The 26871-nt window shown below is 38.7% G+C and carries 34 protein-coding genes, 1 pseudogene and 1 riboswitch; of the genes and pseudogenes, 11 read left to right on the plus strand and 24 right to left on the minus strand.

Annotated elements, in window-relative coordinates:
- Nucleotides 1–16 precede the first annotated feature (16 nt).
- Together ACIROD_RS08290 and mleCBF are read left to right on the plus strand one after the other, a co-directional pair.
- Complete coding sequence (locus ACIROD_RS08290; RefSeq protein WP_101223195.1) at nucleotides 17–793, plus strand: 3-hydroxybutyrate dehydrogenase; 777 nt, start codon at nucleotides 17–19, stop codon at nucleotides 791–793.
- A gap of 302 nt (nucleotides 794–1095) precedes the next feature.
- Complete coding sequence (gene mleCBF / locus ACIROD_RS08295; RefSeq protein WP_402939469.1) at nucleotides 1096–1938, plus strand: CBF family alpha/beta fold macrolide esterase; 843 nt, start codon at nucleotides 1096–1098, stop codon at nucleotides 1936–1938.
- A 59-nt stretch (nucleotides 1939–1997) separates the two neighbouring features.
- Here mleCBF and ACIROD_RS08300 read toward each other — a convergent pair whose 3' ends face one another.
- Complete coding sequence (locus tag ACIROD_RS08300; RefSeq protein ID WP_286141416.1) at nucleotides 1998–2183, minus strand: YjcZ family sporulation protein; 186 nt, start codon at nucleotides 2181–2183, stop codon at nucleotides 1998–2000.
- A 326-nt stretch (nucleotides 2184–2509) separates the two neighbouring features.
- On the opposite strand from ACIROD_RS08300, the gene ACIROD_RS08305 reads away from it, so the two are divergent.
- On the plus strand, nucleotides 2510–3049 hold the full coding sequence (locus ACIROD_RS08305) for a hypothetical protein (protein WP_402939473.1): 540 nt from the start codon (nucleotides 2510–2512) through the stop codon (nucleotides 3047–3049).
- 42 nt (nucleotides 3050–3091) lie between these two features.
- On the opposite strand, the gene ACIROD_RS08310 is transcribed toward ACIROD_RS08305, so the two are convergent.
- The 5 genes from ACIROD_RS08310 to ACIROD_RS08330 all read right to left on the minus strand — a co-directional run bounded on the left by ACIROD_RS08310 (nucleotide 3092) and on the right by ACIROD_RS08330 (nucleotide 7012).
- Complete coding sequence (locus tag ACIROD_RS08310) at nucleotides 3092–3271, minus strand: DUF4083 domain-containing protein (RefSeq protein WP_402939475.1); 180 nt, start codon at nucleotides 3269–3271, stop codon at nucleotides 3092–3094.
- Between the two features lie 755 nt (nucleotides 3272–4026).
- The gene (locus ACIROD_RS08315) at nucleotides 4027–4482 is read right to left on the minus strand and encodes an SRPBCC family protein (protein ID WP_101223199.1); all 456 of its coding nucleotides are present in this window, start codon (nucleotides 4480–4482) and stop codon (nucleotides 4027–4029) included.
- Between the two features lie 150 nt (nucleotides 4483–4632).
- The gene (locus ACIROD_RS08320; protein ID WP_402939479.1) at nucleotides 4633–5505 is read right to left on the minus strand and encodes an AraC family transcriptional regulator; all 873 of its coding nucleotides are present in this window, start codon (nucleotides 5503–5505) and stop codon (nucleotides 4633–4635) included.
- A 253-nt stretch (nucleotides 5506–5758) separates the two neighbouring features.
- The gene (locus ACIROD_RS08325) at nucleotides 5759–6409 is read right to left on the minus strand and encodes a hypothetical protein (protein ID WP_402939482.1); all 651 of its coding nucleotides are present in this window, start codon (nucleotides 6407–6409) and stop codon (nucleotides 5759–5761) included.
- A gap of 156 nt (nucleotides 6410–6565) precedes the next feature.
- The gene (locus ACIROD_RS08330) at nucleotides 6566–7012 is read right to left on the minus strand and encodes a GNAT family N-acetyltransferase (protein WP_101223202.1); all 447 of its coding nucleotides are present in this window, start codon (nucleotides 7010–7012) and stop codon (nucleotides 6566–6568) included.
- A gap of 219 nt (nucleotides 7013–7231) precedes the next feature.
- Between ACIROD_RS08330 and ACIROD_RS08335 the strand changes: the two genes are divergently transcribed.
- The gene (locus tag ACIROD_RS08335; protein WP_101223203.1) at nucleotides 7232–7411 is read left to right on the plus strand and encodes a small acid-soluble spore protein H; all 180 of its coding nucleotides are present in this window, start codon (nucleotides 7232–7234) and stop codon (nucleotides 7409–7411) included.
- A gap of 215 nt (nucleotides 7412–7626) precedes the next feature.
- On the opposite strand, the gene ACIROD_RS08340 is transcribed toward ACIROD_RS08335, so the two are convergent.
- The 3 genes from ACIROD_RS08340 to ACIROD_RS08350 form a co-directional block, all read right to left on the minus strand.
- Nucleotides 7627–8139 carry a DUF3189 family protein gene (locus ACIROD_RS08340; protein ID WP_101223204.1) on the minus strand — a complete coding sequence of 171 codons (513 nt, stop codon included), beginning with the start codon at nucleotides 8137–8139 and terminating at the stop codon, nucleotides 7627–7629.
- A gap of 320 nt (nucleotides 8140–8459) precedes the next feature.
- A complete protein-coding gene (locus ACIROD_RS08345; RefSeq protein ID WP_402939486.1) occupies nucleotides 8460–9569 on the minus strand; it encodes a D-alanyl-D-alanine carboxypeptidase family protein in 1110 nt (369 codons plus the stop codon).
- 570 nt (nucleotides 9570–10139) lie between these two features.
- Entirely contained in the window at nucleotides 10140–11111 is a 972-nt protein-coding gene (locus tag ACIROD_RS08350) for an acyltransferase family protein (RefSeq protein ID WP_101223206.1), read from the minus strand.
- 374 nt (nucleotides 11112–11485) lie between these two features.
- Here ACIROD_RS08350 and ACIROD_RS08355 point away from each other — a divergent pair, with 374 nt between their 5' ends.
- A complete protein-coding gene (locus tag ACIROD_RS08355; protein ID WP_402939489.1) occupies nucleotides 11486–11875 on the plus strand; it encodes a thiol-disulfide oxidoreductase DCC family protein in 390 nt (129 codons plus the stop codon).
- 91 nt (nucleotides 11876–11966) lie between these two features.
- On the opposite strand, the gene ACIROD_RS08360 is transcribed toward ACIROD_RS08355, so the two are convergent.
- From ACIROD_RS08360 to ACIROD_RS08390, 7 genes and pseudogenes are all read right to left on the minus strand, one after another.
- On the minus strand, nucleotides 11967–13313 hold the full coding sequence (locus ACIROD_RS08360; protein ID WP_402939492.1) for a DUF3238 domain-containing protein: 1347 nt from the start codon (nucleotides 13311–13313) through the stop codon (nucleotides 11967–11969).
- 137 nt (nucleotides 13314–13450) lie between these two features.
- Nucleotides 13451–13897, minus strand: coding sequence for a glucose starvation-inducible protein GsiB (gene gsiB, locus ACIROD_RS08365; protein ID WP_402939495.1), 447 nt, complete (start codon nucleotides 13895–13897; stop codon nucleotides 13451–13453).
- A gap of 177 nt (nucleotides 13898–14074) precedes the next feature.
- A pseudogene (locus ACIROD_RS08370) lies at nucleotides 14075–14272 on the minus strand (KGG domain-containing protein); the annotation flags it as partial.
- A 143-nt stretch (nucleotides 14273–14415) separates the two neighbouring features.
- The gene (locus ACIROD_RS08375; RefSeq protein ID WP_101223211.1) at nucleotides 14416–14565 is read right to left on the minus strand and encodes a YvrJ family protein; all 150 of its coding nucleotides are present in this window, start codon (nucleotides 14563–14565) and stop codon (nucleotides 14416–14418) included.
- 40 nt (nucleotides 14566–14605) lie between these two features.
- On the minus strand, nucleotides 14606–14824 hold the full coding sequence (locus ACIROD_RS08380) for a DUF2922 domain-containing protein (RefSeq protein ID WP_230178192.1): 219 nt from the start codon (nucleotides 14822–14824) through the stop codon (nucleotides 14606–14608).
- 42 nt (nucleotides 14825–14866) lie between these two features.
- Complete coding sequence (locus tag ACIROD_RS08385; RefSeq protein ID WP_101223213.1) at nucleotides 14867–15085, minus strand: DUF1659 domain-containing protein; 219 nt, start codon at nucleotides 15083–15085, stop codon at nucleotides 14867–14869.
- Nucleotides 15086–15281: 196 nt separating this feature from the next.
- Complete coding sequence (locus ACIROD_RS08390) at nucleotides 15282–15560, minus strand: DUF2798 domain-containing protein (protein ID WP_260358506.1); 279 nt, start codon at nucleotides 15558–15560, stop codon at nucleotides 15282–15284.
- Nucleotides 15561–15714: 154 nt separating this feature from the next.
- On the opposite strand from ACIROD_RS08390, the gene ACIROD_RS08395 reads away from it, so the two are divergent.
- Together ACIROD_RS08395 and ACIROD_RS08400 are read left to right on the plus strand one after the other, a co-directional pair.
- Entirely contained in the window at nucleotides 15715–16599 is an 885-nt protein-coding gene (locus tag ACIROD_RS08395) for a LysR family transcriptional regulator (RefSeq protein ID WP_402939500.1), read from the plus strand.
- Between the two features lie 281 nt (nucleotides 16600–16880).
- Nucleotides 16881–17528 carry a hypothetical protein gene (locus ACIROD_RS08400; protein WP_402939503.1) on the plus strand — a complete coding sequence of 216 codons (648 nt, stop codon included), beginning with the start codon at nucleotides 16881–16883 and terminating at the stop codon, nucleotides 17526–17528.
- Nucleotides 17529–17571: 43 nt separating this feature from the next.
- Here the strand turns inward: ACIROD_RS08400 and ACIROD_RS08405 are convergent, their stop codons facing one another.
- The 3 genes from ACIROD_RS08405 to ACIROD_RS08415 all read right to left on the minus strand — a co-directional run bounded on the left by ACIROD_RS08405 (nucleotide 17572) and on the right by ACIROD_RS08415 (nucleotide 18652).
- A complete protein-coding gene (locus ACIROD_RS08405; RefSeq protein WP_101223217.1) occupies nucleotides 17572–17826 on the minus strand; it encodes a sigma-G-dependent sporulation-specific acid-soluble spore protein CsgA in 255 nt (84 codons plus the stop codon).
- Nucleotides 17827–17934: 108 nt separating this feature from the next.
- Nucleotides 17935–18132, minus strand: coding sequence for a helix-turn-helix transcriptional regulator (locus tag ACIROD_RS08410; RefSeq protein ID WP_034309784.1), 198 nt, complete (start codon nucleotides 18130–18132; stop codon nucleotides 17935–17937).
- A gap of 28 nt (nucleotides 18133–18160) precedes the next feature.
- Nucleotides 18161–18652 (minus strand): DUF6773 family protein, encoded by a 492-nt coding sequence (locus ACIROD_RS08415; protein ID WP_402939505.1) that lies wholly within the window; start codon nucleotides 18650–18652, stop codon nucleotides 18161–18163.
- Nucleotides 18653–19261: 609 nt separating this feature from the next.
- On the opposite strand from ACIROD_RS08415, the gene ACIROD_RS08420 reads away from it, so the two are divergent.
- The 3 genes from ACIROD_RS08420 to ACIROD_RS08430 all read left to right on the plus strand — a co-directional run bounded on the left by ACIROD_RS08420 (nucleotide 19262) and on the right by ACIROD_RS08430 (nucleotide 22443).
- Nucleotides 19262–20188, plus strand: coding sequence for an NAD(P)-dependent alcohol dehydrogenase (locus ACIROD_RS08420; RefSeq protein ID WP_402939508.1), 927 nt, complete (start codon nucleotides 19262–19264; stop codon nucleotides 20186–20188).
- A 260-nt stretch (nucleotides 20189–20448) separates the two neighbouring features.
- Nucleotides 20449–20916: a DUF7878 domain-containing protein gene (locus ACIROD_RS08425; RefSeq protein ID WP_268937692.1), complete on the plus strand. Its 468-nt coding sequence runs from the start codon at nucleotides 20449–20451 to the stop codon at nucleotides 20914–20916.
- 376 nt (nucleotides 20917–21292) lie between these two features.
- Nucleotides 21293–21396, plus strand: a riboswitch (purine riboswitch).
- 177 nt (nucleotides 21397–21573) lie between these two features.
- Nucleotides 21574–22443 (plus strand): 5'-methylthioadenosine/S-adenosylhomocysteine nucleosidase, encoded by an 870-nt coding sequence (locus ACIROD_RS08430; protein WP_402939511.1) that lies wholly within the window; start codon nucleotides 21574–21576, stop codon nucleotides 22441–22443.
- Nucleotides 22444–22568: 125 nt separating this feature from the next.
- On the opposite strand, the gene ACIROD_RS08435 is transcribed toward ACIROD_RS08430, so the two are convergent.
- The 3 genes from ACIROD_RS08435 to ACIROD_RS08445 form a co-directional block, all read right to left on the minus strand.
- Nucleotides 22569–22940: a hypothetical protein gene (locus ACIROD_RS08435; protein ID WP_101223516.1), complete on the minus strand. Its 372-nt coding sequence runs from the start codon at nucleotides 22938–22940 to the stop codon at nucleotides 22569–22571.
- A gap of 162 nt (nucleotides 22941–23102) precedes the next feature.
- Nucleotides 23103–23828 carry a ZIP family metal transporter gene (locus tag ACIROD_RS08440; RefSeq protein WP_402939514.1) on the minus strand — a complete coding sequence of 242 codons (726 nt, stop codon included), beginning with the start codon at nucleotides 23826–23828 and terminating at the stop codon, nucleotides 23103–23105.
- 157 nt (nucleotides 23829–23985) lie between these two features.
- Nucleotides 23986–24324 (minus strand): hypothetical protein, encoded by a 339-nt coding sequence (locus ACIROD_RS08445; RefSeq protein ID WP_101223228.1) that lies wholly within the window; start codon nucleotides 24322–24324, stop codon nucleotides 23986–23988.
- 204 nt (nucleotides 24325–24528) lie between these two features.
- On the opposite strand from ACIROD_RS08445, the gene ACIROD_RS08450 reads away from it, so the two are divergent.
- On the plus strand, nucleotides 24529–25023 hold the full coding sequence (locus ACIROD_RS08450) for a L,D-transpeptidase family protein (RefSeq protein WP_101223517.1): 495 nt from the start codon (nucleotides 24529–24531) through the stop codon (nucleotides 25021–25023).
- Nucleotides 25024–25103: 80 nt separating this feature from the next.
- On the opposite strand, the gene ACIROD_RS08455 is transcribed toward ACIROD_RS08450, so the two are convergent.
- Entirely contained in the window at nucleotides 25104–26705 is a 1602-nt protein-coding gene (locus ACIROD_RS08455) for a sodium:solute symporter family protein (RefSeq protein WP_402939517.1), read from the minus strand.
- The gene (locus ACIROD_RS08460; protein WP_179085980.1) at nucleotides 26706–26846 is read right to left on the minus strand and encodes a hypothetical protein; all 141 of its coding nucleotides are present in this window, start codon (nucleotides 26844–26846) and stop codon (nucleotides 26706–26708) included.
- Nucleotides 26847–26871: the final 25 nt, after the last annotated feature.

Here is a 26871-nt window from a genome sequence, read left to right on the forward strand (position 1 = left end):
ATTGGAGGAATGTAATATGGTTAAAGATAAAGTGGCGATAATTACCGGATCCGCTAGAGGGATCGGCTTTGAGATTGGAAAGATATTTGCTGAAAATGGTGCAAAGGTCGTTTTGTCCGACCTTGATCAAAACACAGTTGAAAAAGCTGCTCAAGACCTTAGGAACAACGGCTTGGAGGTTATCGGCTTAAAAGCTGACGTAACAAGTGAAGATGATATTATCCAACTAATCAAACAAGCTAAAGACAAATACGGACGAATAGATATTTTCATCAATAACGCCGGCCTTCAGCATGTTGCACCAATTGAAGAGTTTCCAACTGAAAAATTCGAACTGATGATCAAAATCATGCTGACCGCGCCGTTCATTTCAATTAAGAACGTTTTGCCCATCATGAAAGAACAGGGCTTCGGCAGGATAATCAACATCTCTTCCATTAACGGTCTGATTGGATTCGCCAACAAAGCAGCGTACAACAGTGCCAAACACGGTGTAATCGGATTGACGAAAGTAGCCGCCTTGGAAAGCGCCTCTTTTGGCATAACCGTCAATGCCCTTTGCCCAGGATACGTGGACACGCCTCTCGTCCGCGGTCAACTGGAGGACCTGGCGAAAACAAGACAAGTTCCTCTGGAAAGCGTTTTGGAAGAGGTCATCTATCCACTTGTCCCACAAAACCGCTTACTCGATGTAAGTGAAATTGCCGACTACGCCATTTTCCTAGCAAGCGACAAAGCAAGGGGCGTCACAGGCCAGGCAGTCGTGTTAGATGGCGGATATACAGCTCAATAAAACGAAAATGCATTTTAAAAACCCCGAATAAATGGCACCAAAAAAGGTGCTCTGTATTCGGGGTTTTCTGTCCGCATGGAAATGTGGGAAAATTTGGTGGCGTAAAGAAATCCCCCATGTTACAGTAATATAGGGATACCTCCCATTTTTACAACTATTAAAAGGAGGCCTCGTCATGATTATTAAGTGGGTTAGACTGCGATAATTAAAAGCGCAGGCCAATCATCATGCTCCGGAAAGTATATATTGATCTGCGCCATGGTAACGGCTATTGGATAATATTTAATACGGAGGTAAAAAACATGAGTGAACAGATACTGAAAATAAATAAAGTGGATATATGTACTGAAAGTTTTGGAAACCCTAAGGACCCTGCCGTGCTTTTGATCATGGGAGCGATGTCTTCATTAGACTGGTGGGATGATGACTTCTGTCTCCGCCTTGCCGATTCGGGGAGATTTGTCATTCGCTACGATCATCGGGATCTGGGCCGGTCTACCGTTTATGAACCCGGTACCTCCAACTATACAATAACGGATTTGGCTGACGATGCCGCTGGTGTCCTGGACGCTTATTCCATAGGGCGGGCTTCTATCGTTGGAATGTCCCTAGGCGGTATGGTCGGCCAGATTCTTGCCTTAAGATATCCGGAACGCGTAAATACGCTTACGCTAATTGCATCAAGCGTGTTCGGGACAGTAATGGAAAAACTGCCTCCAATGGATCAGAGCATATTGGATCATCATGCAAAAAGTGCTTCCATTGATTGGTCAAATCGGGAGACGGTCATCGCTTATCTTGCGGATGGCTGGAAAACTTTAGCCGGTTCCAAACCTTATGAGCAGGAAAGAATGCATAAACTGGCAAAAAGAGAGGCTGACCGTGCCAAACAGCTACCGAGCAGATTCAATCATGCCATGCTTGCTGGCGGAGACGAATATTTCGATCGAATGGGTGAGATTTCCGTACCTGTCCTCATCATTCATGGCACAGAAGATCCAGCCCTGCCATACGAGCACGGACTTGCTCTTGCGAAAGCCATCCCTCACGCTGAATTAGTGACTCTTGATGGATCAGGGCATGAGATTCATAGTGAAGACTGGGATATGATTATCGAATCAGTCATAAAGCTTACTTCGCGATAGTATAAAATCAGCAATAAAAGAAGCCGACCAATAAAGGTCGGCTTTTCTTTATACATTTGTTAGCAGAAACCGCCATATCCTTGAACGGGATAACAGCCACCATTACCTCCATCGCCGCCGCCGAAACAAGCAGCTCCAACGATGATTAAAAGGATAAACAAAACGACTATAAAAGCGAAACCGCCACCAAATCCACCAACATCGTTACCGCAACCGCAATTTGATTCATGACCACAATTTGACAATAGAAACATCTCCTTATTTGTTTTAGGAGGAAAAAATTAAATGGGTTAATTCAACATATGTTCTAATTAGGATATTGACACAAAATCACCGAAAACTTTTTTAACCACCCTTAGTTGATGAGAAATAAAACAGTTTAACAGCGTATTTTTACTGTTTTGAAATTTCATACACCTTCACCTGACACAGCGTCGAACTGCCGGACACCTTATCACTAATAATACGAACATTCAAAAAGGATTTATCTCTGTGAAGATGATAATTGTTTTGTAATATCCTACTAACATCAGCTTATTGTACAATGAAGGTAAAAAGGTTCGAGGTATTTATGATAAAAGGAAATTCTTATATTCTTGTTTTCTCCATGCTTGTTCTGTTGACAATAGTACTAGTTTCAACTACACCGATCATAATTAAAACTTTACTTGCTTTAATAACGATTGCGTTTTTATTTCCTGTGATTAGAAAGCTTCTGTTTAAAGACCATTTCAGAAAAATTAAAGTGGCATTCTACTCATCATTAACCTTTACTATTGGTTTATTTCTTGTCTCGATTTTTGAAGAACCATCCTTTAAATTAGATGGAGATTTCTTTCAGATTATTCTTATTGTATTTTTTTATAGTTTAATGGGAAATTTCTTTTATGGCTTACCAGTCTCACTCATTGCTGAATTTATTTCAATGAAGTATTTCAATATTCGTTTCTGGTTATCTGGAGTAATACATATTGGTTTTGGATTGGCTACATACTTTATTGACCCAGGAGGTTTCTTTATCTTTGCGGTTATTTGCTCAATAATCTTTTTTGCACTAGATGAAATCACTAGAGTATATTCGGCTTCTTATTGGACTAACCTGCGCCGATAGAGTGGCCTGTGTGGAACAAAAAAAGAAAAGGATTAAAAGAAATTAATCTCTTTTATCCTTTTCAAGCATCTCAATTACTCTATCAAGTTTTTGTTCTATTTTATTGGTTTGTTTTGACCTTGTAAGAAGAGAACGAACAAAAAAGTAAACAGCAAATATCCCCCCAATCAACAAAACAAACATAATAAGTTGATATACCATATCACCGATATTGTAACCCAAAGAACTTCACCCCTTTCTTTTTTTGGTTTAACCATAGCTCATGTCTACTACACAGAACGTAGAGTTGACAAAATTATTCGTATAGTTTTTTAGATATCACTTTTAATTCTTTATATATTTGTGTAAGTAATATTAGTATATGTAATGGCAATCCAACTGCAAGTCCCACCAATGGAGAATAAGGTCCAGCGAAAGTAAGCGATAAAAGTGTAATAGTTAAATATATAGAGATAATTAGCGCGCTCAAATAAAATTATCCTTTTTTGGATAATTATATCACATGACTCTTACAAAGTTGGGAAACACTACGGCTCCCTAGCTAACCTGCCCCTTTAGTCTTCAAGAAAATCAACAATACTTTTTATCAGAGCTGATTTTTCAAAAAAAGTAATAATTTTACACTTTTACACTGGAACATTTGTTCTACCTGTGTTATTCTTATAAAAACAAATAAAAAGATCAAATCGCAGCCAAACGATTTGATCCGTAATTATAAATAAAGGCCGGTTGTATCCGCGGGCCTAACACGGTTGTACCGCTGAGCCGAGCCAATTGCTAATGTTCAGGGTGCCGGTGATAAAGAGACAGCTACGAACTTCAGCTAAAGCACCCATTAGTTCTATAACTACTTACCAGTTGTGTTTTCTCATGTAGTTCAATGTCACAAATGTCATAATTATTAAGTGTGATAGTTTGGTCAAATTCAACATTTCTTGCTTCTACCTGCTTTCTTTATGAACTGACCTGCCACTAACCTAGTTCATATTCTCGGCAATCTTTTTCAGTGCCTTTGCACGAGAAACGATAAATGCTCTCATATACTTCTCTAAAAACAACTTATCAGCTAAAACTCCAATCGGACCGAACGGTGACTTATATTGAAATTTATCCATCATTATAGTTCCGCCCTGTTCTTCTATAAACTGATGTGTGTGTATGAATGAATGGAAGGCACCCTTCACCATAATATCTACAAACTTATTTGGTTTTTCCATTAATGTCACTTTGGCTTTCAGCCTTTGTTTAATACCAAAGTGAATGGCTTCCCAAGTAACAGTATCTCCCTTTTCTAAAAGCCCTTCTGTCACACCATCAACAGCAATTTCCTTTGTTTTCGCTGTCGTTTTAGTATGGATATCCACGCTCCTCGCTAGGTCAAAACATAATTCAACTGGTGCTTTAATAAATTGTTGATACTCAATAACAGGCATTTTTCAATCTCCTTATATAAGCACTTTCTATCCATCATTATAGCTCGTTAAAGCAAATATTACCTAGCTCTCCCTCATTAACCTTCCTTTTTTTCCACAGGAAAAAAAGCTGCCTTAAGACAGCTCTTCGAATAAATCTTTTGCCTATATTTACTTTTTCATAACGGGGATCCATATTTCACTTCTAAATGTTGGTGAGGTTATATCTTTATTTTCATTCCAAAGGATTTCCGGCCCTTCTCTTTGTTCATAGTTAGAGGATGGAAACCATTCGGAATAAATCCTGCCCCATACATTTTGCAGTGTTTCAGGAAAGGGTCCGACTGCTTCGAATACCGCCCATGTAGATGCATCCACTTTCAGCTGTGTTAAGTTTTCTGGACATTCCCTCGTTGTTGCTGCGCCGATATAATGATCAAGCTCCCCTCTTTCCTCCAACCTGCCTTCGGAAAAGTTCGCAGATGCACTAAGCAGTCCTAATGGCTCGACATTCGATAGGTGTTTAAGTTCATTTATCGTTTTCTCGTCTAAACTTTTCCACATCGATGCAATCTCTGGATTAACCCCGTTAAAAATGATTGGAACTCTTTTTTTAATTCCAATTATGTGAAACGCCTCTTTTTCTTCAATTCGATAGTTCATTTCACTGCCTCCTTTAATGGATAATTGGAAGGACATCGGTGGATAGGCTTTAAGTGAATGGCCATTACTTCTCGCTTCAGATGGTGTGATGCCATGCAAATGTTGAAACGCTCTCGCAAAAGAGTCCGGTGAGCTGTACCCGTACTTTATCGCTATATCAAGGACCTTCATGTTGTTATCTTTAAGCTCAAACGCTGCAAGTGTAAGCCGTCTTCGGCGGATATACTCGGATAGTGAAATACCTGCAAGGAAGGAAAACATCCTTTTAAAATGATATTCCGAGCAATAAGCTATCCTTGCAACCTCCTTAAAGTCAATTTCGTTCGTAAGATTTTCTTCAATGAATTTAATGGCACCATTCATATTTTTGAGCAAATCCATTCAATATGACCTCCCTTATATCAACAGAATAGCAGGAGTTGAAACTAATCATCCGACATTCTGTGCACGATTATGCAGGATATAAACTTTTCCGTTAGTTTAATTACAAACCTTCACGATTTCTTATAGACTTTCAATGAAAATGCAATTACTTCCTTTTACAAAAGTAATGAAAACTAACACTCTGTAAGTCATTTTATTATTTCTAATTTTTATATAGGACTACCCTCAAAACCAATCCGCAAAATATTTTTTAACGAACCTCTGTCATATATCGGTTATATATATCATCACATTTTTCTAGGCATTCTAAATATAATTGTCTGATTTCTGATATTGGACATAGTTTTATGTAACTTTCATCTTTTATTATCTTAATTAGTGGGTTCATTTCATGATAATAACTATATTCTTGATTTTCTTTATTTAAAATGTTTTTATATCTTTTTAAAATAGTTATATAAGCATCGTCAATTAACCTGTAATCACATTTGGCTCTCTCTTGTTTATAAAATGTATAGATTTCTCTTCCGAAAAATTTACCTTCCGTAAAGAAAGAAGAATTTACTGGAGAATAATAAAGATACTGATCTTGATAAGGTCTCTTACTAATCTGCATTCTATGCCAATTTTTCACTTCTTTATACCGATCTCCTAAAGCTTTATAATCATTTGATATCGTTTTGGTTTGGAGATTCGATACATATTGAAAAATAGCAGAATTATTTTCATAGTCAGAAATAGGAGTTATAGAACACCAGCATATATAGTTATTATCTAATTTCCCAATAATGCAGACCTCTTGTTTGGGACTAATGTATATTTCAAAAGAAACTTCCTTATCATTTACTTTATAATTTGGAACTACATTATGATTTTGCTTGATCAAATTAATTTTTTCCATTTTAATTCCTCATATCTTTTCGTAAATTTACTGTATTCCTGCATATAAGTCAGAATTTCCACTTCAGCTAATGCCCCTTTTGCTCTATAAGAAAAGAGCAATTCGTCACTGCCCCTTAGAGAACTTTCGCACCTGTTAATGAAAATACTCTTATTGTTAAGATGGGGATTTACGGACTTTTTGCATAAATAGCTCTGGATTATCAATCTGGTTAAAACCGTATTTTTTATATAATGAATGTGCATCATTGGTAGCTAACATAAACCTGCGAACCCCTTCTAGTTCGGAATGATTGGTGATAACCTCCATTAACCATTTTGATAATCCTAATTTACGATAGTCAGGTAATATAAACACATCGCAAAGGTACGCATGGGTTGCTAAATCGGTTATTACCCTTGCAAATCCAACTTGTTCAATATCTTCATTTCCTATTTCACCTTTATAAACCCCAAAACATAAGGTCGTATTTTCAATTGACTTTATTACTGTTTCCTTGGGTATTCCCTTTGACCAGTAAGCTTCCTGATTCAAAAAATTATGTATTAAATCCACATCTAAATGCTTTTTATTAGTGGAAATCGAAAACCCTTTAATATTCATTTTACATCCCCCTGACCTTTTTTAATTTTCTGTAATTATACCAAATCACTGATTTTAATCTTCTGAACTAACCTGCCGAAATGTTAAAAGCTGCCTTAAATATAACTCGATCTTAAGTAAAGTTTAAGGAATTCTTGGAAGAATTTTAATACAACAAGTATAACTAAGTAACCCGAAACAAATATTATACATATTGCAAAATCAAAGGAGGTGGCTAAAATGAAAGCACAACGAGCAGAAGAAATTGCTTCTTCACCAAATATGGTTAATGTAACCTATAATGAGGAAAGCATCTATATCGAGCACGTCGATGAACAAAATGGAACAGCTACAATCCATCCCCTTGATGATCCAAATAAAAAACAAAGTGTTTCTGTAACCAGCTTAAAGGAACAGTAATTTCCTCGATTCAATTAATAAACCTCCACTTTCGGGTGGTGGTTTATTGTTCGATTAAGTTCATTGAACAAGCACCACGTCTATATAGCGTATATTCTCCCAGAAGCTAAAAAAAAGCCAACATCAATCGTTGACTTTAATTCCTAATAAAGTTACAAACTGCACTTTCAAAAACGAATTTCGATGGGCTAAGCAATCTTTTACAATAATTATTATTACTTATATATTTCATTCTCTAATATAATCACTTTTTCCCCATTCGCTGCTTTTCCAATTTGTTTCGTATTTTCAACCAACCGAAAAATATTATCACAGCATTGTTTTGCACCTATAACTAATAATGGTACACCTATAAAATCAATTTTTAATGCTCTTGATAGGTAACCCCCTATAGACATAGCAATAGGTACCGTTGGTGATGTATTGGAGAATACTATTTTTTCGTTAAAATGAAATTTTTCTTCTAGTAGTAATGTCAATTCTTTTAATGCTGGAACCACAAGCTTTTCTCTTTTATGTCCAATTGTATAAACTGAGTTGCCATCTTCATCGGTCCCGCGAAAAATCAGCTTTCCAAACTCTTTTTTCGTTAATTTATTGAAATATTTTACATTTAATATTTCTTCCTTTGTTAGTTTTCTTTCCGATTGAGGTAATTGTTTTAAATGATATGCGGCAGCCATAGACGTGGTATGTGTACCCCCATAATCATTATAGATATACATCATGAAATCATCCCTAATAGTTTTTTTAATACTATTATGGTCATATACTCCATTTCCAATTCGGTTGATTATTTTAGGGAAATATCCGAATTCAGGAATATGATCTTATTTGACATAATAAAGTTGTCCTATCTAAAAACAAGATCGTTTTGCAGTAGATAAGAATATTCCTGTGCTCGAATCATCAATAAAAATAAAAGAATACACCTATCAGTAATAAATGATAAGGGCACTCTTTTATTGTTTATATTATTTTTAAGCTGGGTATGTATAGACAGCAACGCCTCTGTTAGCCAGTCAGTGGTTTTCATTAGTAACGAGTCCTAAAACCCTCCCAATCCTAGGGATGGGACAGATAATTTAATTAGCTTATCATTGGTTGTTTCTTTTTTAATCGGGGCAGGCAATACTGTGTTCCTAACATCAGCGACCGTTTTAAGGTCAAAGGATTCTATTGCTTCCCCCTCTTGGTTCATGATTGAGAGAATTCCATCATTACCCGTTTTTAGACTAGGTTGATCACTGCTTGAATGAGTATAGTATAAGTCTTCGTTCAGCGTGTAGGAATGAGAGTAGTCCGCTGAATAAAGTTTGCTTTTTTTATCAATTTTACCTGATATAAAGTTATCAAAGCCATAGTTGAATAAAAGCTTGGTATCAGCGTAGGCAATCTTGTCTGAAGGAGCTTTTAGAGTGACAGCAATCAATTCCTGATCACCTCTGGTGGCAGTGGAAATCAGGGTGTAGCCGGATTGACTGACGAAACCGGTTTTCCCGCCGGTTATTCCCTTATAGGGGAGTTCTCCTTTTAACATTTTATGATGGGTAATTAGAGTCGTGTCCCATGTTTCCACTTCCCATGGTAAAGCCTTCTTCCCAAAATACTCACGGAAAGTTTCATTTTTCATTGCATATTGGGTAATTTTCGCAAGGTCACTGGCTGTAGTTAAATGGTCTTTGTCAAACAATCCATGGGGGTTCGTAAAATGAGTATCGGTGACGTTTACTTCTTTTCTTAAAAACTCATTCAAATCTTCCATAAACAGTTTTTCACTGCCAGACATATGCTCGGCAATTGCCATGGCTGCATCATTTCCGGAGTTGATTAGCATTCCTGCAATTAATTTGGAAAGCTCTATTTCCTCCCCAGGTTCAATAAATACCGAAGACCCGTCTGCCTTCGCTGCTTTCTTGCTTACAGTCACTAGTTCGTTCATATCTCCGTGTTCTATAGCATATATAGCCGTGGCAACTTTCGTTAGACTGGCTGGATACATACTTTTATTCATGTTTTTTTCGTATAATACTTTTCCACTTTTCGCATCAATAATGATACCGGCATCACTATTGAGAGGTAAGTCAGATTCTGCACTTACAGTTGTAGAGGCGAAGGGGATTAAAGCCAAAATGAAGATGAAGAAAAACTTTTTCATATGCCGCTCCTTTGATGATAGTAAAATCCTATATAGTCATAATAAAATAAATCTGAATGTTTAGAGTTGATTTATTGAAAGTGAAATACAAAAGTAATTACCCCTTAATAATTTTGGAAACATTTCGGGGAATGAACTTCATTTTCTTTCCTGAAATAACTTTATAAGGGTTGTAACCCTTTTAGTGGAGCCTCCATTTAATCTCCATTAAATAGATTTTTTGTAGATCACTAAATATCTGGCAATTTCTTTTCATGAAAAAAACCCTTCAAACTGAAGGGCTCAGACTGAAGACAAACTCGATGAAGAACAAGATTGTCTTAATTTGTATTTAGGTTTATAAAACCAGAACGTCGATTTCCACTCCAGGCACTCGCTTTCCGCGGGCGGTCCGGGAGCCTCCTCGGCGCTTTTGCGCCTGCGGGGTCTCCCCTTGACGCGCTTTTCCCGCAGGAGTCTCGCACCTTCCGTTCCAATCAACTTTGTTTTAAAATTTAGATAAAACCCTTTTGTCTACTAACTCAGCCCTTTAAACTGAAAGGCTATTACTTTATAGGTGTTGAAAATCTGTTATGTTTTCATTTTCATTCCTATTAACACACATTCCACTTTTACTATCGGTTTTCTTGATAATATAAATATAATGGTTACAGGTATGACTAATAAAACATAGTACTGGCCACTTTCTTTGATCCAATCATATATAAATGAGTTATAAACATATTCCAGAAAAAACATATGAAAAAGATAAATACCTAATGTAATTGATCCTATTTCAGTAAAAAAAGTATGTTTTTTAGGAACAATACATAAAAAACAATAAGTTGCTGCTCCCATAATTAAATAAACGAGAAACTTATATATAAAACCGAGGGCAATGGAGCCTTCCATTAATTCCTTATAACCTAAACGGCCATAAAACCATTCCCTCCAAGTCATTTCCCCATAGAAATAAATACCGATAAAGATCAACCCTAGTACAGCCCAGCCTATTAGGGCATTACTTTTCTTTTTAACCCATTCAAAATGATTTTTTTCTAAAAAATGACCAATTAAAAAGAAAGGAAAGAAAAAGAACGTTCTCGACAAACTTAACCATTCATTCACTTCACCAAAGTAACCGATTATTAGAGAGACAATTATTGAAAGAACGATTCCATATTTCCTCGAGGAAAATATAAACAATAATATATTCCAGCAGAATAAGCTTATTAAGAACCATAAAGCCCATCTTGGAGTCAAAATTGTGAATTCAATTGGTTCATCAAATACCTTCTGATAATAGAAGGTATAAATCATCTGGAATATTACATAGGGAATTAATATTTTCTTAATTAGCCCCCAGAGGTCCTTTTTACTTTTTATCTTTCTTGAAAAATAGCCGGATACTAAAATAAAAGCTGGCATATGGAATGAAAAAATAAACAAATAAATTGTTAAAATCCATTCGTTTTCTTCCACCATTCTTGCTAATGTGTGTCCCAAAACAACTAGTACGATTAAAACAGCTTTCGCATTATCAAAATACGGATCACGCTTCATGAAATCTTACCCCCTATAAAGAAACTGCTAGTTATATCTTCTGATCCTCAATTATGGTTTGAATGAAAAAGCCGGCGTTCCTCTAATATAGGATTGCCGGCTGTTTATTTACGGAACTTCATTGGAGTATCTACCATATCATAGCTTGTTTACAGTATAGTTAATGGAAAATAACAGTTTGATAACAGAGACTTAAACAAAAAACTCCACCCGCCAATCGAGACGCGCTATCGCACCCGTTAATGACTTGCCGGAACGGACAATCACTTTCAAAATCAAATCCCAAGCAGTTCCAGACGTTTTCGCCTTAGCAGAACGGGTAGTGTATTATATAAGCATGAGTATGATAACGTCTCTCTATAGGAGGAATGTTCATGAATCCGATCATATTATTTGATGGTGAATGCAACTTTTGCGATTCGAGTGTCCAGTTCATTATAAAGCGGGATCCGCAGGGGCTTTTTCATTACGCTTCGCTTCAAAGTGAGGCGGGACAAGAGTTGCTGAAGAAGTATGATGTTCCAGCAGATATAGATAGCATGGTCCTGATTGAAAGGGATAAGGCCTACTATAAATCGTCTGCAGCCTTGAGGATTTGCCGTCGCTTACAAGGGGCATGGAAACTGCTTTACGGCTTCATCATCGTTCCAAGCTTCATCCGGAACTTCGTTTATGATTTCATTGCCAGAAACCGTTACAAATGGTTCGGAAAGAAAGAAGAAAGCTGTATGCTGCCGTCGCCAAGTGTTCGAAAGCGATTTTGATAAAGAAAATGTATTTGTTGGATTGGAAATGGTCAACTTTCTAGTATCAACAAAAAAAAGGACGATCAGCGCTCACGGCTTTTCGTCTTTTTCATTGTGTAAATGTGGAGTATCTCCATAAATGATTGGCCGTAGGATGCGCCATCATTTCGAGCCCTTTGTTTTCCGCCAGGTGCAGGGGTGCCCAGTCTGGGTCATCTGCCTCCTTGAGGTAGACTTCGTGATGCGGTGCCTGATCATGAAAGCCTGCTATATTGATTTCGCCATTTCGGTAAAAGGTCCCAATCACTTTATAGTCCACGGCAGGAGAAATGATGATTGGGTTGCCTACAGAGTGTGTCAGCTGAATTGTCGTTTTTTCATGATTGGATAATACGCGCTTCACTACAATGTCTTCATCCGAGGCCACTCCTTCCTCAAGGAAATCGCCATCATGATTGTAGGCTTCACTTTTCCCGACAGCTTTGGAAAATTCAATCTCGGCCTTTCGTTCCTTTTCGTGAATATACACATCGACTCTAGTCCGGAAACGGGGTGATTCAGGATCAAACCCGCGATTGTCACCTTTAAAAATGGGAACCTTCGATGCAAGATTGGGGTTTTTAAGCCACTCTTCCGGTAAAAAGGTGGTATAGCGCAGCTGCCAATTTCTTTTCTTTTTACCGTCCACATCGTTTTCAACTGGCTGTAAAAGCTTTTTTACAGGCCCAATCTTTTTCGTATTCGTTATTTCCTCGATCGCTGCCTTTGCTTGGGATGAACCTTTTTTTACGGCTCCGACAATACTCGCTAGAAGGGATTTCACGGCATAGGACTCCTGCTCCGAACGCGGAAGGGGCCGCTTTGCTTTAATGGTATATGTGTATTCCTGATCTTCACTAATACTTCGATCACTGAAGGAACATCCATCCACTTTCCCAATATCCACGCCGTTTCGGTAAATCGTATACTCTTTTATTCCTTTGATGGGCTCCCATTCCAGGGTGGCTTGGCCTTTTGCGACAATCGTGGTGAATACCAAATCCAAAAGGATATTATCTTCTTTTTTATTCTCGGCGGTCGTTGATGTCTGTATTTTCATCCTGTTTACTGCCTGTTCTTTTTCATTCAAACTATCTATCGTGTACGTATAGATGGTTCCTGGAGTCAGACCCCGATCTGCAATCTTTGGCTCCGAGCCGCTGTAAATCAGCTTTTTCCCCCTGAATACCCGATAGAAACCGCCTTCATCCGGCCAAATAAGTTTTATGGAATCTTCTTTCCGTTCGATCTTGCACATCAATGAAGCCGTTTTGAATACCGCTTGATGCTTCCTCTTATTGGAGACCAGATAAGCGAATCCCGCAAGACCAAGAGCAAGCAATGAATGCCGTGCAGTGAATGTAACTCCGCCTACTTTTAAACGGGGAAATGAATAATGAGCAATCAACTTCTTCATCACCTCTTCCTTTTCTAGGTGTTATTCTTTACCCACTTTAATCTCCAAGCACACTTTGCAATGTGCTGTGCTGGGCATAACAAAACCGAGGGAATGGTTACTCCCTCGGTCATTTATAAGTTTCACTGGATTATATTTTAACGGCGGCTTTTTTCCCCGCCTTTGCGTCCTGCTTCTTCACGGCTCATTTTTCCATCATCGGAATCATCACGTTGATTGGCCCGTGCCTCTCCGCCTTTTTCGCCGATTTCCTGATAGAATTCCTTGCCATGACTGTCGGATGTCGCTTCTCCGCCTTTTTTACCAATCTCCTGATAGAAGTCCTTATCATGATTTTCGGATGTCGCTTCTCCGCCCTTTTGGCCAATCTCTTGATAGAATTCCTTATCATGATTTTCGGATGTCGCTTCTCCGCCCTTTTGGCCAATCTCCTGATAGAATTCCTTATCATGATTTTCGGATGTTGCTTCTCCGCCTTTTTGGCCAATCTCTTGATAGAATTCCTTATCATGATTTTTTGCTGTTGTTTCTCCACCTTTACGTCCTGCTTCTTCACGACTCATTTTCTCATTGTTGTTAGCCATTAAAAATTCCTCCTTATTATTTGGATTTTTCATGTACTAGCTACATGTGACATGTACTCGCTTGAACAGCTATAAAACTAGATTAAGCTAAAAACTTCAGATCGTTTTTTTAGCGGCGACTTTTTCCCTCGCCATTAAGTCCTGCTTTTCCCTGCTCATTTTTCAATCATCGGAACCATCACGTTGATTGGCTCTAGCCTCTCCGCCTTTTTTGCCAATTTCCTGATAGAAGTCCTTATCATGATTTTCGGAAGTGGCCTCTCCGCCTTTTTGACCAATCTCTTGGAAAAATTCCTTATCATGATTTTTTGCTGTCGCTTCCCCGCCTTTGCGGCCAGCTTCTTCCCTGCTCATTTTTTCATTGTTGTTAGTCATTAAAACTCCTCCTTATTATTTGGATTTTTTAAGAACTAGCTACAGTTTTATGTATACCCGATAGTTTTGATATAAAACTAGAATCTATTAAAATTTCAAAAGGAAAAGCATCATGAATGATATCACTCATGATGCTTCCTAACCTACTTCGGAATCCCTTCTCTCAAGCGATTTGGCAGCTCTACAAGGGTTTCATTCAAAGTATCCAATTTCGTTTCAATTCTATGAAGCAAATAGAGGGTAACAATGATCGGGAACCCAATATCACTGACAAATGGCAGAATTTGATCCACTTTTTATTCACCTCACTTCAAGTGTGTAACCTCCCGTTCGTTAAATAAGTTCCACTTCCTCCACATTCCGCTCGACAAGGCGCGCCGCCTTCAAATCGACGAAATTCCCGGAGGATGTAACGAACACATTCCCCGCAATGATTTTTTCCATTGCCTGTTTAACCGTGTTTACTCCGACCGGATCCTTCGGATTATCAACGGAAATCGTCGCTGACTTTCCTTCCGCTGTAACGAAAATCAATTCCAATACTTTAGCCATTTCAAATCACCTCCCCCTCTTCCGACATCTTTCGAAAACCGATTAGCCAATCAAAGAATACGTATCCACCCGGGTCACTTCACCCATTGGATAATCCTGTACACTTGCGATTGCAACTGCTGTCGAAAACAACTGGTCCGCCGTCGCCTCGACCTTGATGTTTGAAAATGTCCTCCGCTTGAAAACGAGGGCGCCTTTTTCATTTAACCCCGTCTCAAAATCGATCCGCAACGTACTTGATACTGGAATTTGATTTGCCATACCACTCACCCCCTTTCACACTCTATATAAACTTTTACAGGATGAAAGTAGCATGGTCTTGAAACTTTTTCGGGAAACGCATAAAAAGCTCCCCATCATTTGGGCAGCTCTATATCAGTATTTTTTAAAATCCATATTCTTTACTGTTTTTAAGGAAATCCTTTAAAACCACATTTTTATTATCTACTGGCAATTATTATTTGTCTTCTTCTCTCACTAAAAAATCTTTCTCAATTATTAACGGTTTTTCTACAAAATCAATTCTTCTCATTATTTGTTGTATTACTCTCGGGAAAAAGTAAGCTCCAAAGAAAGCACAGATAAAAGCCTGTGACCAAGTTTTTAACCAAGTAGCTAGGAATAGATGATCATAACCCCTATTTATTGAGACTAATATGAATGAAATAAAAAAGGACATACTAAATGCCATTAAAAATGCATAAATAATATTTCTGTATTTAACGTTTATATTCATTATTTTTCTACTTCAACTCCTGATCTAATTTTAGGTTCTTGATAATTGTCTGTTGTTTTGTTCCCAACTATATTTTATTTCTTCCATTTACATTAGTAAAACCAATTTTTATAATAGGTCTATTAGAATTACTAATACAAAGGGGTTAGTCAGATTGAATTCTTATTATGCATTTATTAAAACTATAGAAACAGGCAGTTTTACAAAAGCTGCTGAAGAACTTGGCTATACGCAGTCCGCCATTAGCCAAATGGTGCATTCATTAGAGGAAGAGCTTTCCACCACTCTTATTTTACGTTCTCGAAAGGGTATTACTCTGACACCAGATGGCGAGGAATTTTTGCCATATATCCGGAAGATTTGTAATTCACATAGGGAACTGACTGAAAAGCATAAAGAGATGGAGGGACTGCAAAGCGGTCTTATTCGAATTGGCACCTTTTCCAGTGTTACATGTCATTGGATACCGGGATTGATCAAGGATTTCAAGGAACTTTACCCGACTGTTCATTTTGAATTACATCAAGGAAATTATTCGGAAATCTCAAACTGGATTAAAGAAGGCAGCGTAGACTTTGGCTTTGTGAATTCAAATGTTACGGATTTAACTACGATTCCCTTGCAAGAAGATGAAATGTTGGCTGTAATGCCAGTAGATCACCCTTTAGCATCATCCACAGAAGTCTCCTTGGAGGAATTGCTAAAAGATCCTTATATCCTGTTGGATGAGGGAGTTATACATGAACCATTAATAATTTTTAAACAGTACAATTTTGAACCTGATACACAATACCGGGTCTATGATCCTTATGCGATTATGTCGATGATTGAACAAAAGCTTGGCATTTCGATTTTACCGAAACTGCTCTTAACTAAATGTCCCTATAATATTGTAACGAAAGCCATCTCCCCTTCTATTATCCGAACAATTACATTGGCATACAAAGATAAAAGGGTATTGCCAATAGCAAGCAGGTTTTTTATTGACTTTATTATTGAAAGGTATCGGAAGCTTAATAAAAATTCCCTTCTAAAATGATGAAGAGAATTCCTAACCTCTCCAAACTTTTACCTTTGAACTTTTGCATTCCTAAATAAAAACCTCTTAACTATGTTACTGCAGAAGTCCTGAGCCTTATCCTGCCTAGTTGCTTGTTTCATAAATCCTGGATATCGCTCTTGCTTTTCATCTAATTTTCCCTTTAAATTATTTTTTATAACTGACCTTTTTGATGCGAAGATAAATAGCAGTTGGCTTTAAATGGCACGTCAAATTCGCCTTTTCTGGGAAATAATAATCACGAAAGGAAGTGGATGTTGATGTCATTAGAATGGTTTGACAGAGTAAGCGGGGAATTGCAGGATCATCTTAAATCAATTTGTGAAAAATACGACCGCAATGGCAGTTTGATCGTGGAGCGCGGGTCTAAGCATCCACGCATCGAGTTTTATACAGAGCTGGATGACAATGAGCGGGATTATTTTGCCACGCTGTTTTTTGATCCGTACAATGAAGAATTTTATATGGAATCGTTCGAGCCTGATTTAGGGCAGATCAGCAAGGTCATCCTTTCGGACATTGAAGATATCGTCGATGCTGTCCATGAGAGTTTCCATAACTATTTGGAAGAGGAAGATGATGATGATGATTACGAATATGATATGGATGATGATAATGATGATTTGTATGATCCAGACGGCAACGATTCCGAAATATACGAAATCGATGTAGATTGGGAAACGCCTGAAGTGACTGCCTATATCCAGGATAATGAGGTCGAGGTCACCTATCAATTCGGTATCGTCCAGGTAACAGGTGATGGTGTACTGAAACGGATCAATCGGATTCGGACAGCTGATGATGACCTGATAAAGGATGAAACGAATTTCATTTTCAGCAAAGAAGAAGCAAGCACGATCATCGCCATGATAGCCAGTCATATGGATTCACTTAGTGAAATGGAATAAAACCAATAAAACCTTGTCCATGATCATCATGGACAAGGTTTTATCATATAATAATCAGTTCATATACCTCTGATAATTGCGTGACCCGTTCCGTATCACTAGCTTCCTTCGCATGTTTAATTTCCTGAGGAAGAATATGGTTAAGGAGACTGGCTTCTTTACCGGATAGTTTATTGACGAGTTCTTCTTCAGAATGAAAATGTCCGCTTTTGATTTTATTATAAATTTCCTGCGCTTCAGGATATTGGTCCGTATAGTTAGACAATATCTCACGTAAGTAGCCAATCGTACGATCCATCAAACCATCCCTCTCGAATGTTAGATTTTTGCTTACATGCTATACCTTCCCCCATTTTTTGATGATAAATTCCTAAAAAAAAGATATCCAAGTCAATGGATACCCTAATCAGTCTTCCTCCCAAAATAAATCATCCAATGTGCGGGATAATGCTTTACAAATTCCGACACATAAACTTAATGAGGGATTATACTTTCCGGATTCAATCAATCCTATCGTTTGCCTGGATACCCCGACAATCTTGGCCAGTTCTTCTTGTGACAAGTCCTTTTCTACTCTCGCAAGCTTCAGTTTTATATTTTTCAAGGGAAAGCACCTACTATTTCTTATTATCTTAGCTATTCTTCATTCCGATTTTCTTCGCCAGCAAGTATATACCACCAAAAAACAGAAGTAAAATCGGCAAATAGATCATAACGGATACAAACGATACCAATACAAAATACCATACGCCCTGGGAACTGCTATCGGCATAGGATACAGCACTATTCACCCCCATGAATATAGCGATGATGAGTGCTAAAGCAACCGTCCCAAGAATCGTCTTCCTGCTCATCGGTGTTTTGCTTGTGCGGTCATGCATCTCCACCTCATCCCAGAATACACCTAAGAAAATGGAACGAGCTAAGTAATACAGCCCTCCTGCAACAAGGATCGCGAACTCCAGATATAACTCCCCGCTGCCTGCACCATATTTATATAGTTTGAAAAGTCCACTCACCAAGCAAATGGCCAAAATGACGTAATACATTTCTTTATAAATTTCATTTCTAACATTCTCAACCCGCTCATCCGTGATCTTTTTCGTTCGTTTGAATAGATTCATCTCTGATCGACCTCCATAATTCCATCGCTTACCCTTATTATATGATTTATTTAACTTTTTGCAACATATATATTACATTTTATATTTTATAAATTGCAATATGTGTAAAAAAAGGTACCCATACATCAAGTATGGATACCTTACTAGCCTTATTTAGGGTTTTACTCGTGAGTTTTGGGGATTTACTCGTATATCTCCATTTTCGGAGATATACATGCAGTTTTCGTCGATATATCTACTTTTTCGGAGATATACCTGCAGTTTTCGTCGATATATCTACTTTTCCGGAGATAAACCTGTAGTTTTCGTCGATATATCTACTTTTTCGGAGATAAACCTGTTGTTTTCGTCGATATATCTACTTTTTCGGAGATAAACCTGCAAGTAACGTCGATATATCTCTATATTCGGAGATAAACCTGTTGTTTTCGTCGATATCGTGAATTCACCATTTTATATAATACCAAACCAAGTATAGAGGGCAATGATGACAAAGACAGCCAATGATTTAATGATGGTGATCATGAATATGCTTCCATAATGTAGTTTTATATTGCAACTTATTACATAGTATTAAAAGATTGAATCCAAAAACTAAGGAGACTCGCGATGAAAGCAATGATATGCACAAAATACGGAACACCCGATGTACTGGAACTCAAAGAGGTAGCAAAACCAACTCCCAAGGAAAACGAAGTTCTGGTGAAGGTTCATGCGGCAACAGTGGCTTCAGGGGACATAAGAGTCCGAAGCTTCAAGAGTCCCTTCTTTTTATGGCTGCCGATGCGGATCTTTCTGGGGCTTAGAAAACCGCGAAAACCGATACTCGGAGTGGAGCTAGCCGGGGGGATAGAGGAAACAGGGAGCAATGTGAAAAAATTCAAAAAAGGCGACCGGATTTTTGCCATGACTGGAATGAATTTTGGGGCCCATGCCGAATACACATGCTTACCTGAAGACGGGGCAATCGCAATAAAGCCCGTCAATGTGACCTATGAGGAAGCCGCAGCCGTTTCTTTTGGTGGAACGACTGCTCTGCATTTTTTTAGAAAAGCCAATATCCAGGACGGACAAAAAGTCCTCATATACGGTGCATCCGGTTCTGTAGGGACTTCCGCGGTACAGATTGCCAAATACTTTGGAACAGAAGTTACCGGAGTATGTAGTGCCGCTAACTTTGATTTGGTGAGATCATTGGGAGCAGATAAAGTGATTGATTACACAGAAGAGGATTTCACGGAAAGACAAGAGCGATATGACATCATCTTTGATGCAGTCGGGAAAAGCTCAAAAGCCACATGCAAAAAAGCACTAACCCCGAACGGGCGATACGTGTCCGTTGAAGGGCAAGGAATAGCAAAGGTACTCACGGAAGATTTACTATTTCTCAAGGAGCTATTCGAAACTGAAAAGATAAAATCGGTCATTGATAAACGCTACCCGCTGGAACAGATACCCGAGGCTCATAGATACGTTGAACTAGGACATAAAAAGGGAAATGTCGTGATAACTTTGGTTGATGATGATAAGCGCTGATAGCACTTTGCACACCGCCGCTTTTTAAGAACTTTTTATAACCAATGTTTCATTTTTCCGATAATCGGAAAACCAAACCTCATACTCCTATGGATTTTCCCGTAGGAGTTTTTGCAATTAGTCCTAAATATTAATTAACACCATCTAGGTATTCTTAACTATAAATCTCTATTATTTTTAATGGTTTTAATATAGCATGGTAAGCATAACCTTAGTTTCCATGTAATAATAAAAATTGTGATAGGATATGATGGTAAAATATGGACAAGTTATCCAATAGCGTAAAATTTGAATATGAGTTTACAACTGATAAAGACTCTATTCCCTTTGATTTAAGGCATTCTCCTGCCGTTGCATTAAGGGTTGAGGGGATTCTTACAATTAAAATAAATAATGATATATATTTCCAAGCGGATATTGCATTGTTAGAATTTTATCTCTATTTACTAAAATGGGTACAAACAAACAAAAAAGGTAGGGACGTACAAGAATTCAAATATTATTCTTTGGAATTTGATGAAGATGAAGCAATAATTTCTTTACTTCCCTTTGGAAATAGCGCAAGACTAGCATCCATTTGGGAAGTGAATAAATTATACAATGTTTTTGAATTAAGCTATATAGTACAAAAGCTCACCCAACTTACAAACAGGCTTGGGAGGGATATTGAAAATCATTATGATATTCAAATGAATACTTTCATAGGGAAAGTACCTTTAAAAGGTTAACTATTTTAATAAAGAATTAGAAGCTTTTTGGCCTCATCCCTATATGGTTCGGGATGAGGCCATTCCCCCCCCCTCTCCAGACTATAGTCAAACTAGATGAATAGTCAGTTTGACTATATTTTTTTATTTTAAAAACGTTCCAGTTGATTGGAGCGGGTGTTCGAGACTCCTGCGGGAGAAACGTGTCCAAGGGAGACCCCGCAGGCGCAAGCCGAGGAGGCTCCACGACCGCCCGCGGAAAGCGAGTGCCTGGAGTGGAAATCAACGTTATTATCGAATTAGACCCCCTTAAACACGAACATTAAATTATATTTATTTTTTAATGTTCACTTTTTCCATTGATTATCTATCGTTTATTTGTTATATTAGCAAAGTAATAATCGTACATATCATTACTCGTATATGCTCGGAAATATGGTCTGAGCGTTTCTACCTGGTTCCCAGTGAAAGAACTAGACTACGAGTTAAAGTATTCGGCCGCCCGCTTTTTGAGTAGCTAATGATTTAGCATTGGCTTCATTTTTGCTTAATTATCTATACTTTAACTATCGTAGGTCTAGTATGCAGTAATCATTCTGCGGTTCTGGACCTTTTTCTTTGACCACAACTGCGAGTGCTTCAAACAATCGGATAATTCGTTTTAAGGAGAGAAAAATCATGTTAAAAAAGTACACTCTATTAGGAATCATTACATTACTTTTCGTGTCGGTAATTGCAGCATGCAGTTCTGCTTCCAAAAATGAAACGGTCGAAAAAAAGACTCAAAGGCCTATCATGATTCAAGGTCCAATGCCAATTGAAGCTGAAAATTTCGCGAAAAGGTTAAAAAATGTTAAAGAAGAAAAATCAGGAGATTTTGTATTTTATATTGGAACTTTAGACAATTATCCTGTAATCGTTGCAAAAACAGGTAAAGGGATGGAAAATACAGCTGCCGCTACAGCATTGGCCATTGAAAGATATAACCCTATTGCCATCATCAATCAAGGAACATCAGGCGGACATGATCCAAGCTTAAACGTTTTTGATATTGTTTTAGGAAAAAGAACGGTAAACCTAGGTTCATTAAAAACGGCTGATAAAGCTGAAAACGAAGGAATTGATCCAACCATATGGAAACCAATGGACCTAATGGCTTCTGAAGGAAGTGCAGGAGAAGATCCTAACGCTGAAAAACCACGCTTCTACGAGGGAGATAAGGATCTACTCGCAGCTGCTCATGCAGTTAAAGACACTTACACAAAAGGTAAGGTTGTCGATGGTACTATCGGTTCTGCAGACGTTTGGAATAATGAAGTGGATCGGATTAAGTGGTTCCATACGAAATATGGTACATCTGTTGAAGAAATGGAAGGAGCTTCGGCAGCACAAATCGCCAAAGCTTACGACGTTCCCTTCTTAGGTATACGAGTACTATCCAATAATAAAGTGAACGGCGGTAAATATAACCCTAATACAGCAGCAGCCAATCAAGAATATGTGTATGAAGTGGTTAAAAAATATATCTCTACGATGCCAAGCAAATAAGAGCGGGCTCGGAGCATATATAAGAATTAGAATCTTTTTGGTCACCTATCCCTATAAAAAAATAAAAGAAGAGCACATATTATATACGATAATATGTGCTCTTCTTTTATTCGCGGATGCCCAAATTAGCGGACTATTGATTCTTCCTCCTTGCAAAAGGTTAAGCTGAGACTATTCAATGTGTAAAGTCTAGCGGTGAAAATGAATAAATCGCTGTAGTTATTTTCAACGTACTCTTCAATGATCTCCATCCCTTTTCTGAATCTATCAACTAATAAATGCGTGTAGTTTTCATCCCAGGTAAACCGATTGATTCGTTTAAGTTCATCTGCCAATACTTGAAATTTAAACTCGTCAACAAGAAGCTTCAATTGATACAATTTATCTTTATTTAAACAAAAGCAGTTGTTTTCATTTTCATGATTTTCCCGGACAAATGTAATGAACCCTTTTAAATTATCAGCTAACATATTCGCTATTTGCATCTCGAAGTTCATTTCTAACATCTCCTCAATGTCTAAAAATCTATATGAAGAGTGTATGATTTGAAATGATATTTTAACACCAACAATTCTTTTTTCGAGATAGATTCCTTGTGCATTTCCTTTTATGATAGAATTTTCAAAAAAAATTGCCCCCTTCCTTCCAAGGGGACAATCTCACATCGAATCCAGAACCAAAGATATAAGCAGGCCAGCAGCGGTGAATATGCCCGTGATCGGCCCTCCGTCTTCATATGCTTCAGGCATCATCGTTGAGGCGATCATTGCGATGATTCCCCCGCCCGCAAAGGCTGCCATCGCTGCCAGGACATAGTCCGGGGCATGATCGAGGAATAGATAGCCCGACATCGAGGATAATGCCGAAATGATCAGGACGGAAAACCACAGCAGCATGATTTTCTTCTTGGAGTAATCACTTTTGAGCAAACCTGTTGTACTTGAGAGCCCCTCCGGAATATTACTGATGAAGATGGCAATGACCAATAGCCAGCTTACCGAGCCACCGCTTATTAAGCTTGCGCCGATCATGATCGACTCCGGTATGGCATCCATCACGGTTCCGATGAAAATGGCTAGGCCCGCTTCCTTCGAAGAGCTATTATTGGACCGTTTCCTTTTATCCGCACCTTTTTTGGAAATAAGAAAATCCAAGGCAGTAAACACGCCTGCCCCTGCTATGAATCCGATCCCCGTCGCCCAGATTCCACCATCACTCACCGAATCAGCAAGCAGCTCATATGCCGCGGCACCAATCAATACACCCGTACCAAAAGCCATGATATAGCCAATGATGTTTTTCTTGATCGGTATGAAGATTGCGGCAAGTGCGCCAAGCAGGACGGCAGAACCCGAAACCCCTCCCCAAAAGACCGCATTCCACATAGAACTCCCCCATTTCCTTTTTATAGGATAGTGTACCCGGGTTGATGTTAGAGTAAACAAGGGGGCCCTTTTGGCAATTCCAGCAAAAAAAAGCAGTTATATTCGCTGCCATGGTTTTTGTGTATAGATATGGTAGAGTATCCTGCTCCTCGCTGCCTTATATGACTGATATTTGCGGTTTTCCTTCTTCTCTTTCACTAACCTTTTCAATTTTATCGACAAACATTTGAAAAACTTTTCTCTTTTCTTCCAGCTCTTTTATCGATTCTTTCAATTCGTTCAATTTTTGTTCAAAAGGTTTATGATAGAGCTCGCGGATGCTTCGAATAATTTCATCATTAATAGTGGATTGTACAACCTGTTTGGTAATATTGAATTTATAGGAATAAACCTGAAGTTCACGCTTAACTTCATCATACTCTTTTTCTATCCCATTTAACACATCACTAATTTCTTCATTCCATTCTACTAAAGCCTTTTTCACATGTTCCTCCACCTTTATTCCCCCTCTTTAACTAACAAAAATCCATCTCCATAAAAACTTATTTTATCAAATGTTCATTTCGGTTTCTTTTCGGCTTAGTTACTTAACATATAAGTTTTATTAAAAATAGATAACAGCTTACGACGAGTTACGAAACACTTTTGAAAAATCACATAGAATGAAACATGACAACTATAACCTATGGAGGTGTTCAGACTGATTCATACAGTTAAACCAGGTGAAACACTGACACAGATATCCAGGGACTACCGGAAACCGCTATCGGCAATCATCGCTGCTAACCCGACAATAAACCCAAATGTCATTTATCCTGGTCAACCCATCATGATCCCTGGTTTTCCTCCTGCTGATACCATTCCATTTCAGATCGATGTGTCCGTTAATAATCGTAAGCTAAGGCTGCTTAAAAATGGAGTACTGCAGAAACAATATCCAATCGCCGTTGGAAGAATGCTGTTCGGTACACCAGTAGGACAATTCATCATCATTAATAAAGCCCCCAACCCCGGAGGCCCATTCGGTACAATGTGGATGAGTCTATCCAAGGAGCACTACGGCATTCATGGAACGAATGACCCCAGCTCGATTGGTAAAGCCGTCTCAAAAGGCTGTATTCGCATGCATAATCGGGACGTGGAGGAATTATCAAGGATTGTTCCAATCGGGACACCGGTTACGATTCATCCTTAATGTGTTCAGGGAAACCTGGACACTTTTTTCAGTCAAAAAAAGGCAGGGATCTCCCCTGCCAGTACATGAGTATATGTCATTCAATTCATATTAATCGGCCAATAATAAAACACCAGTGTAACCATGATGATCATGACGCCGCTGATCATTAAATAGGTTGGGTATCTGCGGGTGATGTTCATTTCTTTTTGCTCGTCTATTTCAATGGGGGTTTGAAGGATATTTGCTTGAAACTCCCTTTCTTCGATGGTGATCGTTCCATACTTGGAGCCAATGATAAGTGCGCCTATGCTTAAGATTAAACCTATGATGACAGGATTGAAGTAAACGGGAAGGCTTATACCGAACATGCCGAGGCTTTCTCCGAGAATCACTCCAAAGAAGCCGAATACGATGCTCCAAAAGGCTCCTTCTTTCGTTACCTTCTTTGAAAATACGCTTGATATGGCAATCGGCCCCCATGATGCCGCAAATAATGTAGCAGCAAAGTAGCCGATCCACATGACGGCAGGCGGCTGGAACAATCCAATCAATAGAATGATCAAGCTGATCACGACCATGGAAATGCGGCTGGCCCGCAATAGATGGTGATCTGTGTATTCCTTTTTCCGTGATTGTTCCATGATATCCCGTGTAATGCTGCTTCCTATTATTTGCAGGAAGCTCGAACAGGAAGATAATGCCGCAGCCATGATGCCGCTAACGATGATGACTCCAAGCCATGTCGGGACAATATTCATCGCTGCCCAAATGAATACCTTTTCCGTCGGGGCGATATCCGCTTTAATGGTGGTGATTGTCGATATGCTGATATGGAGGAACAAATAGACGGTCAAAATGGATATGGTCGCCCATACGCCGGCCCTGATGGCTACGTGTTCATTTCTTGCCATCAAGTATCGGCTGCTTTGCCATGGACTCACTGCGATGACAATGCCCCAGACCAAGCCCATGATGACAGCCCAGGCCAATGCTTCCCAAGGAGTTCCCATCGTTGCGGCAGGCCCGGTAATGCCATGCCAGCTTAATAAATCAGGCCGTTCTGCCAGGTGTGCCGCTTTCGTAACGGCATCAGGGAAACCACCTGCTGATTTGATAATATAAGGAAAGCTAAGATACGTTGCGATCGAGAATAAAAAGAACATCACGGTATCATTCACCATGACCCCCTTCGCACCTGAGAGAATGGTAAAGGATGAATACACGACCCACATGATCACCAGGGCCATTGGATAGGAAACCCCGGAAACCTCGGCCAATAAAACAGCTGCCCCTTGGGTAACGGCAACCAAGTATGCTGCGATTCCGAGAATCGTCGTGATGGCAGCTGCCAGCCGGACCTTCATGGAATGAAAGCGATTACCGAAAAATTCAGGAACGGTCAATGATTTGCTTCTTCTTAAATACCTGCCAAACAGGAACACCCCGAAAATATAGCCGCTTGCATTAAAAATAACGAGGATCAGCAGCAGGATCGGATATCCTTCATAGGAAAATCCTGCTTCTCCCATGAAGGATACGGTACTTAGGAAAGAGGCAACTAGCGTACCGGTTATCATCAATGTGTTTCCGCTCCGTCCAGAAACGTAATATTCCTCTGAGCTTTTCACTTTCCTGAATAAAAAGATGCCGATCGAGACATAAACACAAAAGGATATGATAATACCAAGCAGAAAGGCCACTTACATCCCCACCTTTTCAATCGGATCTTTTGCTTTTATTTCTTCTTGGCTCTTTTTCATTTTCACTAGGAACACCTTCGTGATCCACCCCATGACAATTAAGGAACCCCCATAACTTAAAGAGAAAATCAACTCACCCATTTCTTGACCCCCTAAATAGAAATAA

Origin of the sequence: Peribacillus sp. NPDC101481, assembly GCF_044767165.1 — a bacterium.
Taxonomy (GTDB): Bacteria; Bacillota; Bacilli; order Bacillales; family DSM-1321; genus Peribacillus.

Bases quoted from the DNA above. Each gene is read 5' to 3' on its own strand.
- ACIROD_RS08290 (WP_101223195.1), top strand. From the start codon at position 17: ATGGTTAAAGATAAAGTGGCGATAATTACCGGATCCGCTAGAGGGATC.
- mleCBF (WP_402939469.1), top strand. From the start codon at position 1,096: ATGAGTGAACAGATACTGAAAATAAATAAAGTGGATATATGTACTGAA.
- ACIROD_RS08305 (WP_402939473.1), top strand. From the start codon at position 2,510: ATGATAAAAGGAAATTCTTATATTCTTGTTTTCTCCATGCTTGTTCTG.
- ACIROD_RS08315 (WP_101223199.1), bottom strand. From the start codon at position 4,482: ATGCCTGTTATTGAGTATCAACAATTTATTAAAGCACCAGTTGAATTA.
- ACIROD_RS08320 (WP_402939479.1), bottom strand. From the start codon at position 5,505: ATGGATTTGCTCAAAAATATGAATGGTGCCATTAAATTCATTGAAGAA.
- ACIROD_RS08325 (WP_402939482.1), bottom strand. From the start codon at position 6,409: ATGGAAAAAATTAATTTGATCAAGCAAAATCATAATGTAGTTCCAAAT.
- ACIROD_RS08330 (WP_101223202.1), bottom strand. From the start codon at position 7,012: ATGAATATTAAAGGGTTTTCGATTTCCACTAATAAAAAGCATTTAGAT.
- ACIROD_RS08335 (WP_101223203.1), top strand. From the start codon at position 7,232: ATGAAAGCACAACGAGCAGAAGAAATTGCTTCTTCACCAAATATGGTT.
- ACIROD_RS08340 (WP_101223204.1), bottom strand. From the start codon at position 8,139: ATGATGTATATCTATAATGATTATGGGGGTACACATACCACGTCTATG.
- ACIROD_RS08345 (WP_402939486.1), bottom strand. From the start codon at position 9,569: ATGAAAAAGTTTTTCTTCATCTTCATTTTGGCTTTAATCCCCTTCGCC.
- ACIROD_RS08350 (WP_101223206.1), bottom strand. From the start codon at position 11,111: ATGAAGCGTGATCCGTATTTTGATAATGCGAAAGCTGTTTTAATCGTA.
- ACIROD_RS08355 (WP_402939489.1), top strand. From the start codon at position 11,486: ATGAATCCGATCATATTATTTGATGGTGAATGCAACTTTTGCGATTCG.
- ACIROD_RS08360 (WP_402939492.1), bottom strand. From the start codon at position 13,313: ATGAAGAAGTTGATTGCTCATTATTCATTTCCCCGTTTAAAAGTAGGC.
- gsiB (WP_402939495.1), bottom strand. From the start codon at position 13,897: ATGGCTAACAACAATGAGAAAATGAGTCGTGAAGAAGCAGGACGTAAA.
- ACIROD_RS08380 (WP_230178192.1), bottom strand. From the start codon at position 14,824: ATGGCTAAAGTATTGGAATTGATTTTCGTTACAGCGGAAGGAAAGTCA.
- ACIROD_RS08385 (WP_101223213.1), bottom strand. From the start codon at position 15,085: ATGGCAAATCAAATTCCAGTATCAAGTACGTTGCGGATCGATTTTGAG.
- ACIROD_RS08390 (WP_260358506.1), bottom strand. From the start codon at position 15,560: ATGAATATAAACGTTAAATACAGAAATATTATTTATGCATTTTTAATG.
- ACIROD_RS08400 (WP_402939503.1), top strand. From the start codon at position 16,881: ATGTCATTAGAATGGTTTGACAGAGTAAGCGGGGAATTGCAGGATCAT.
- ACIROD_RS08405 (WP_101223217.1), bottom strand. From the start codon at position 17,826: ATGGATCGTACGATTGGCTACTTACGTGAGATATTGTCTAACTATACG.
- ACIROD_RS08415 (WP_402939505.1), bottom strand. From the start codon at position 18,652: ATGAATCTATTCAAACGAACGAAAAAGATCACGGATGAGCGGGTTGAG.
- ACIROD_RS08420 (WP_402939508.1), top strand. From the start codon at position 19,262: ATGAAAGCAATGATATGCACAAAATACGGAACACCCGATGTACTGGAA.
- ACIROD_RS08425 (WP_268937692.1), top strand. From the start codon at position 20,449: ATGGACAAGTTATCCAATAGCGTAAAATTTGAATATGAGTTTACAACT.
- ACIROD_RS08430 (WP_402939511.1), top strand. From the start codon at position 21,574: ATGTTAAAAAAGTACACTCTATTAGGAATCATTACATTACTTTTCGTG.
- ACIROD_RS08435 (WP_101223516.1), bottom strand. From the start codon at position 22,940: ATGAACTTCGAGATGCAAATAGCGAATATGTTAGCTGATAATTTAAAA.
- ACIROD_RS08440 (WP_402939514.1), bottom strand. From the start codon at position 23,828: ATGTGGAATGCGGTCTTTTGGGGAGGGGTTTCGGGTTCTGCCGTCCTG.
- ACIROD_RS08460 (WP_179085980.1), bottom strand. From the start codon at position 26,846: ATGGGTGAGTTGATTTTCTCTTTAAGTTATGGGGGTTCCTTAATTGTC.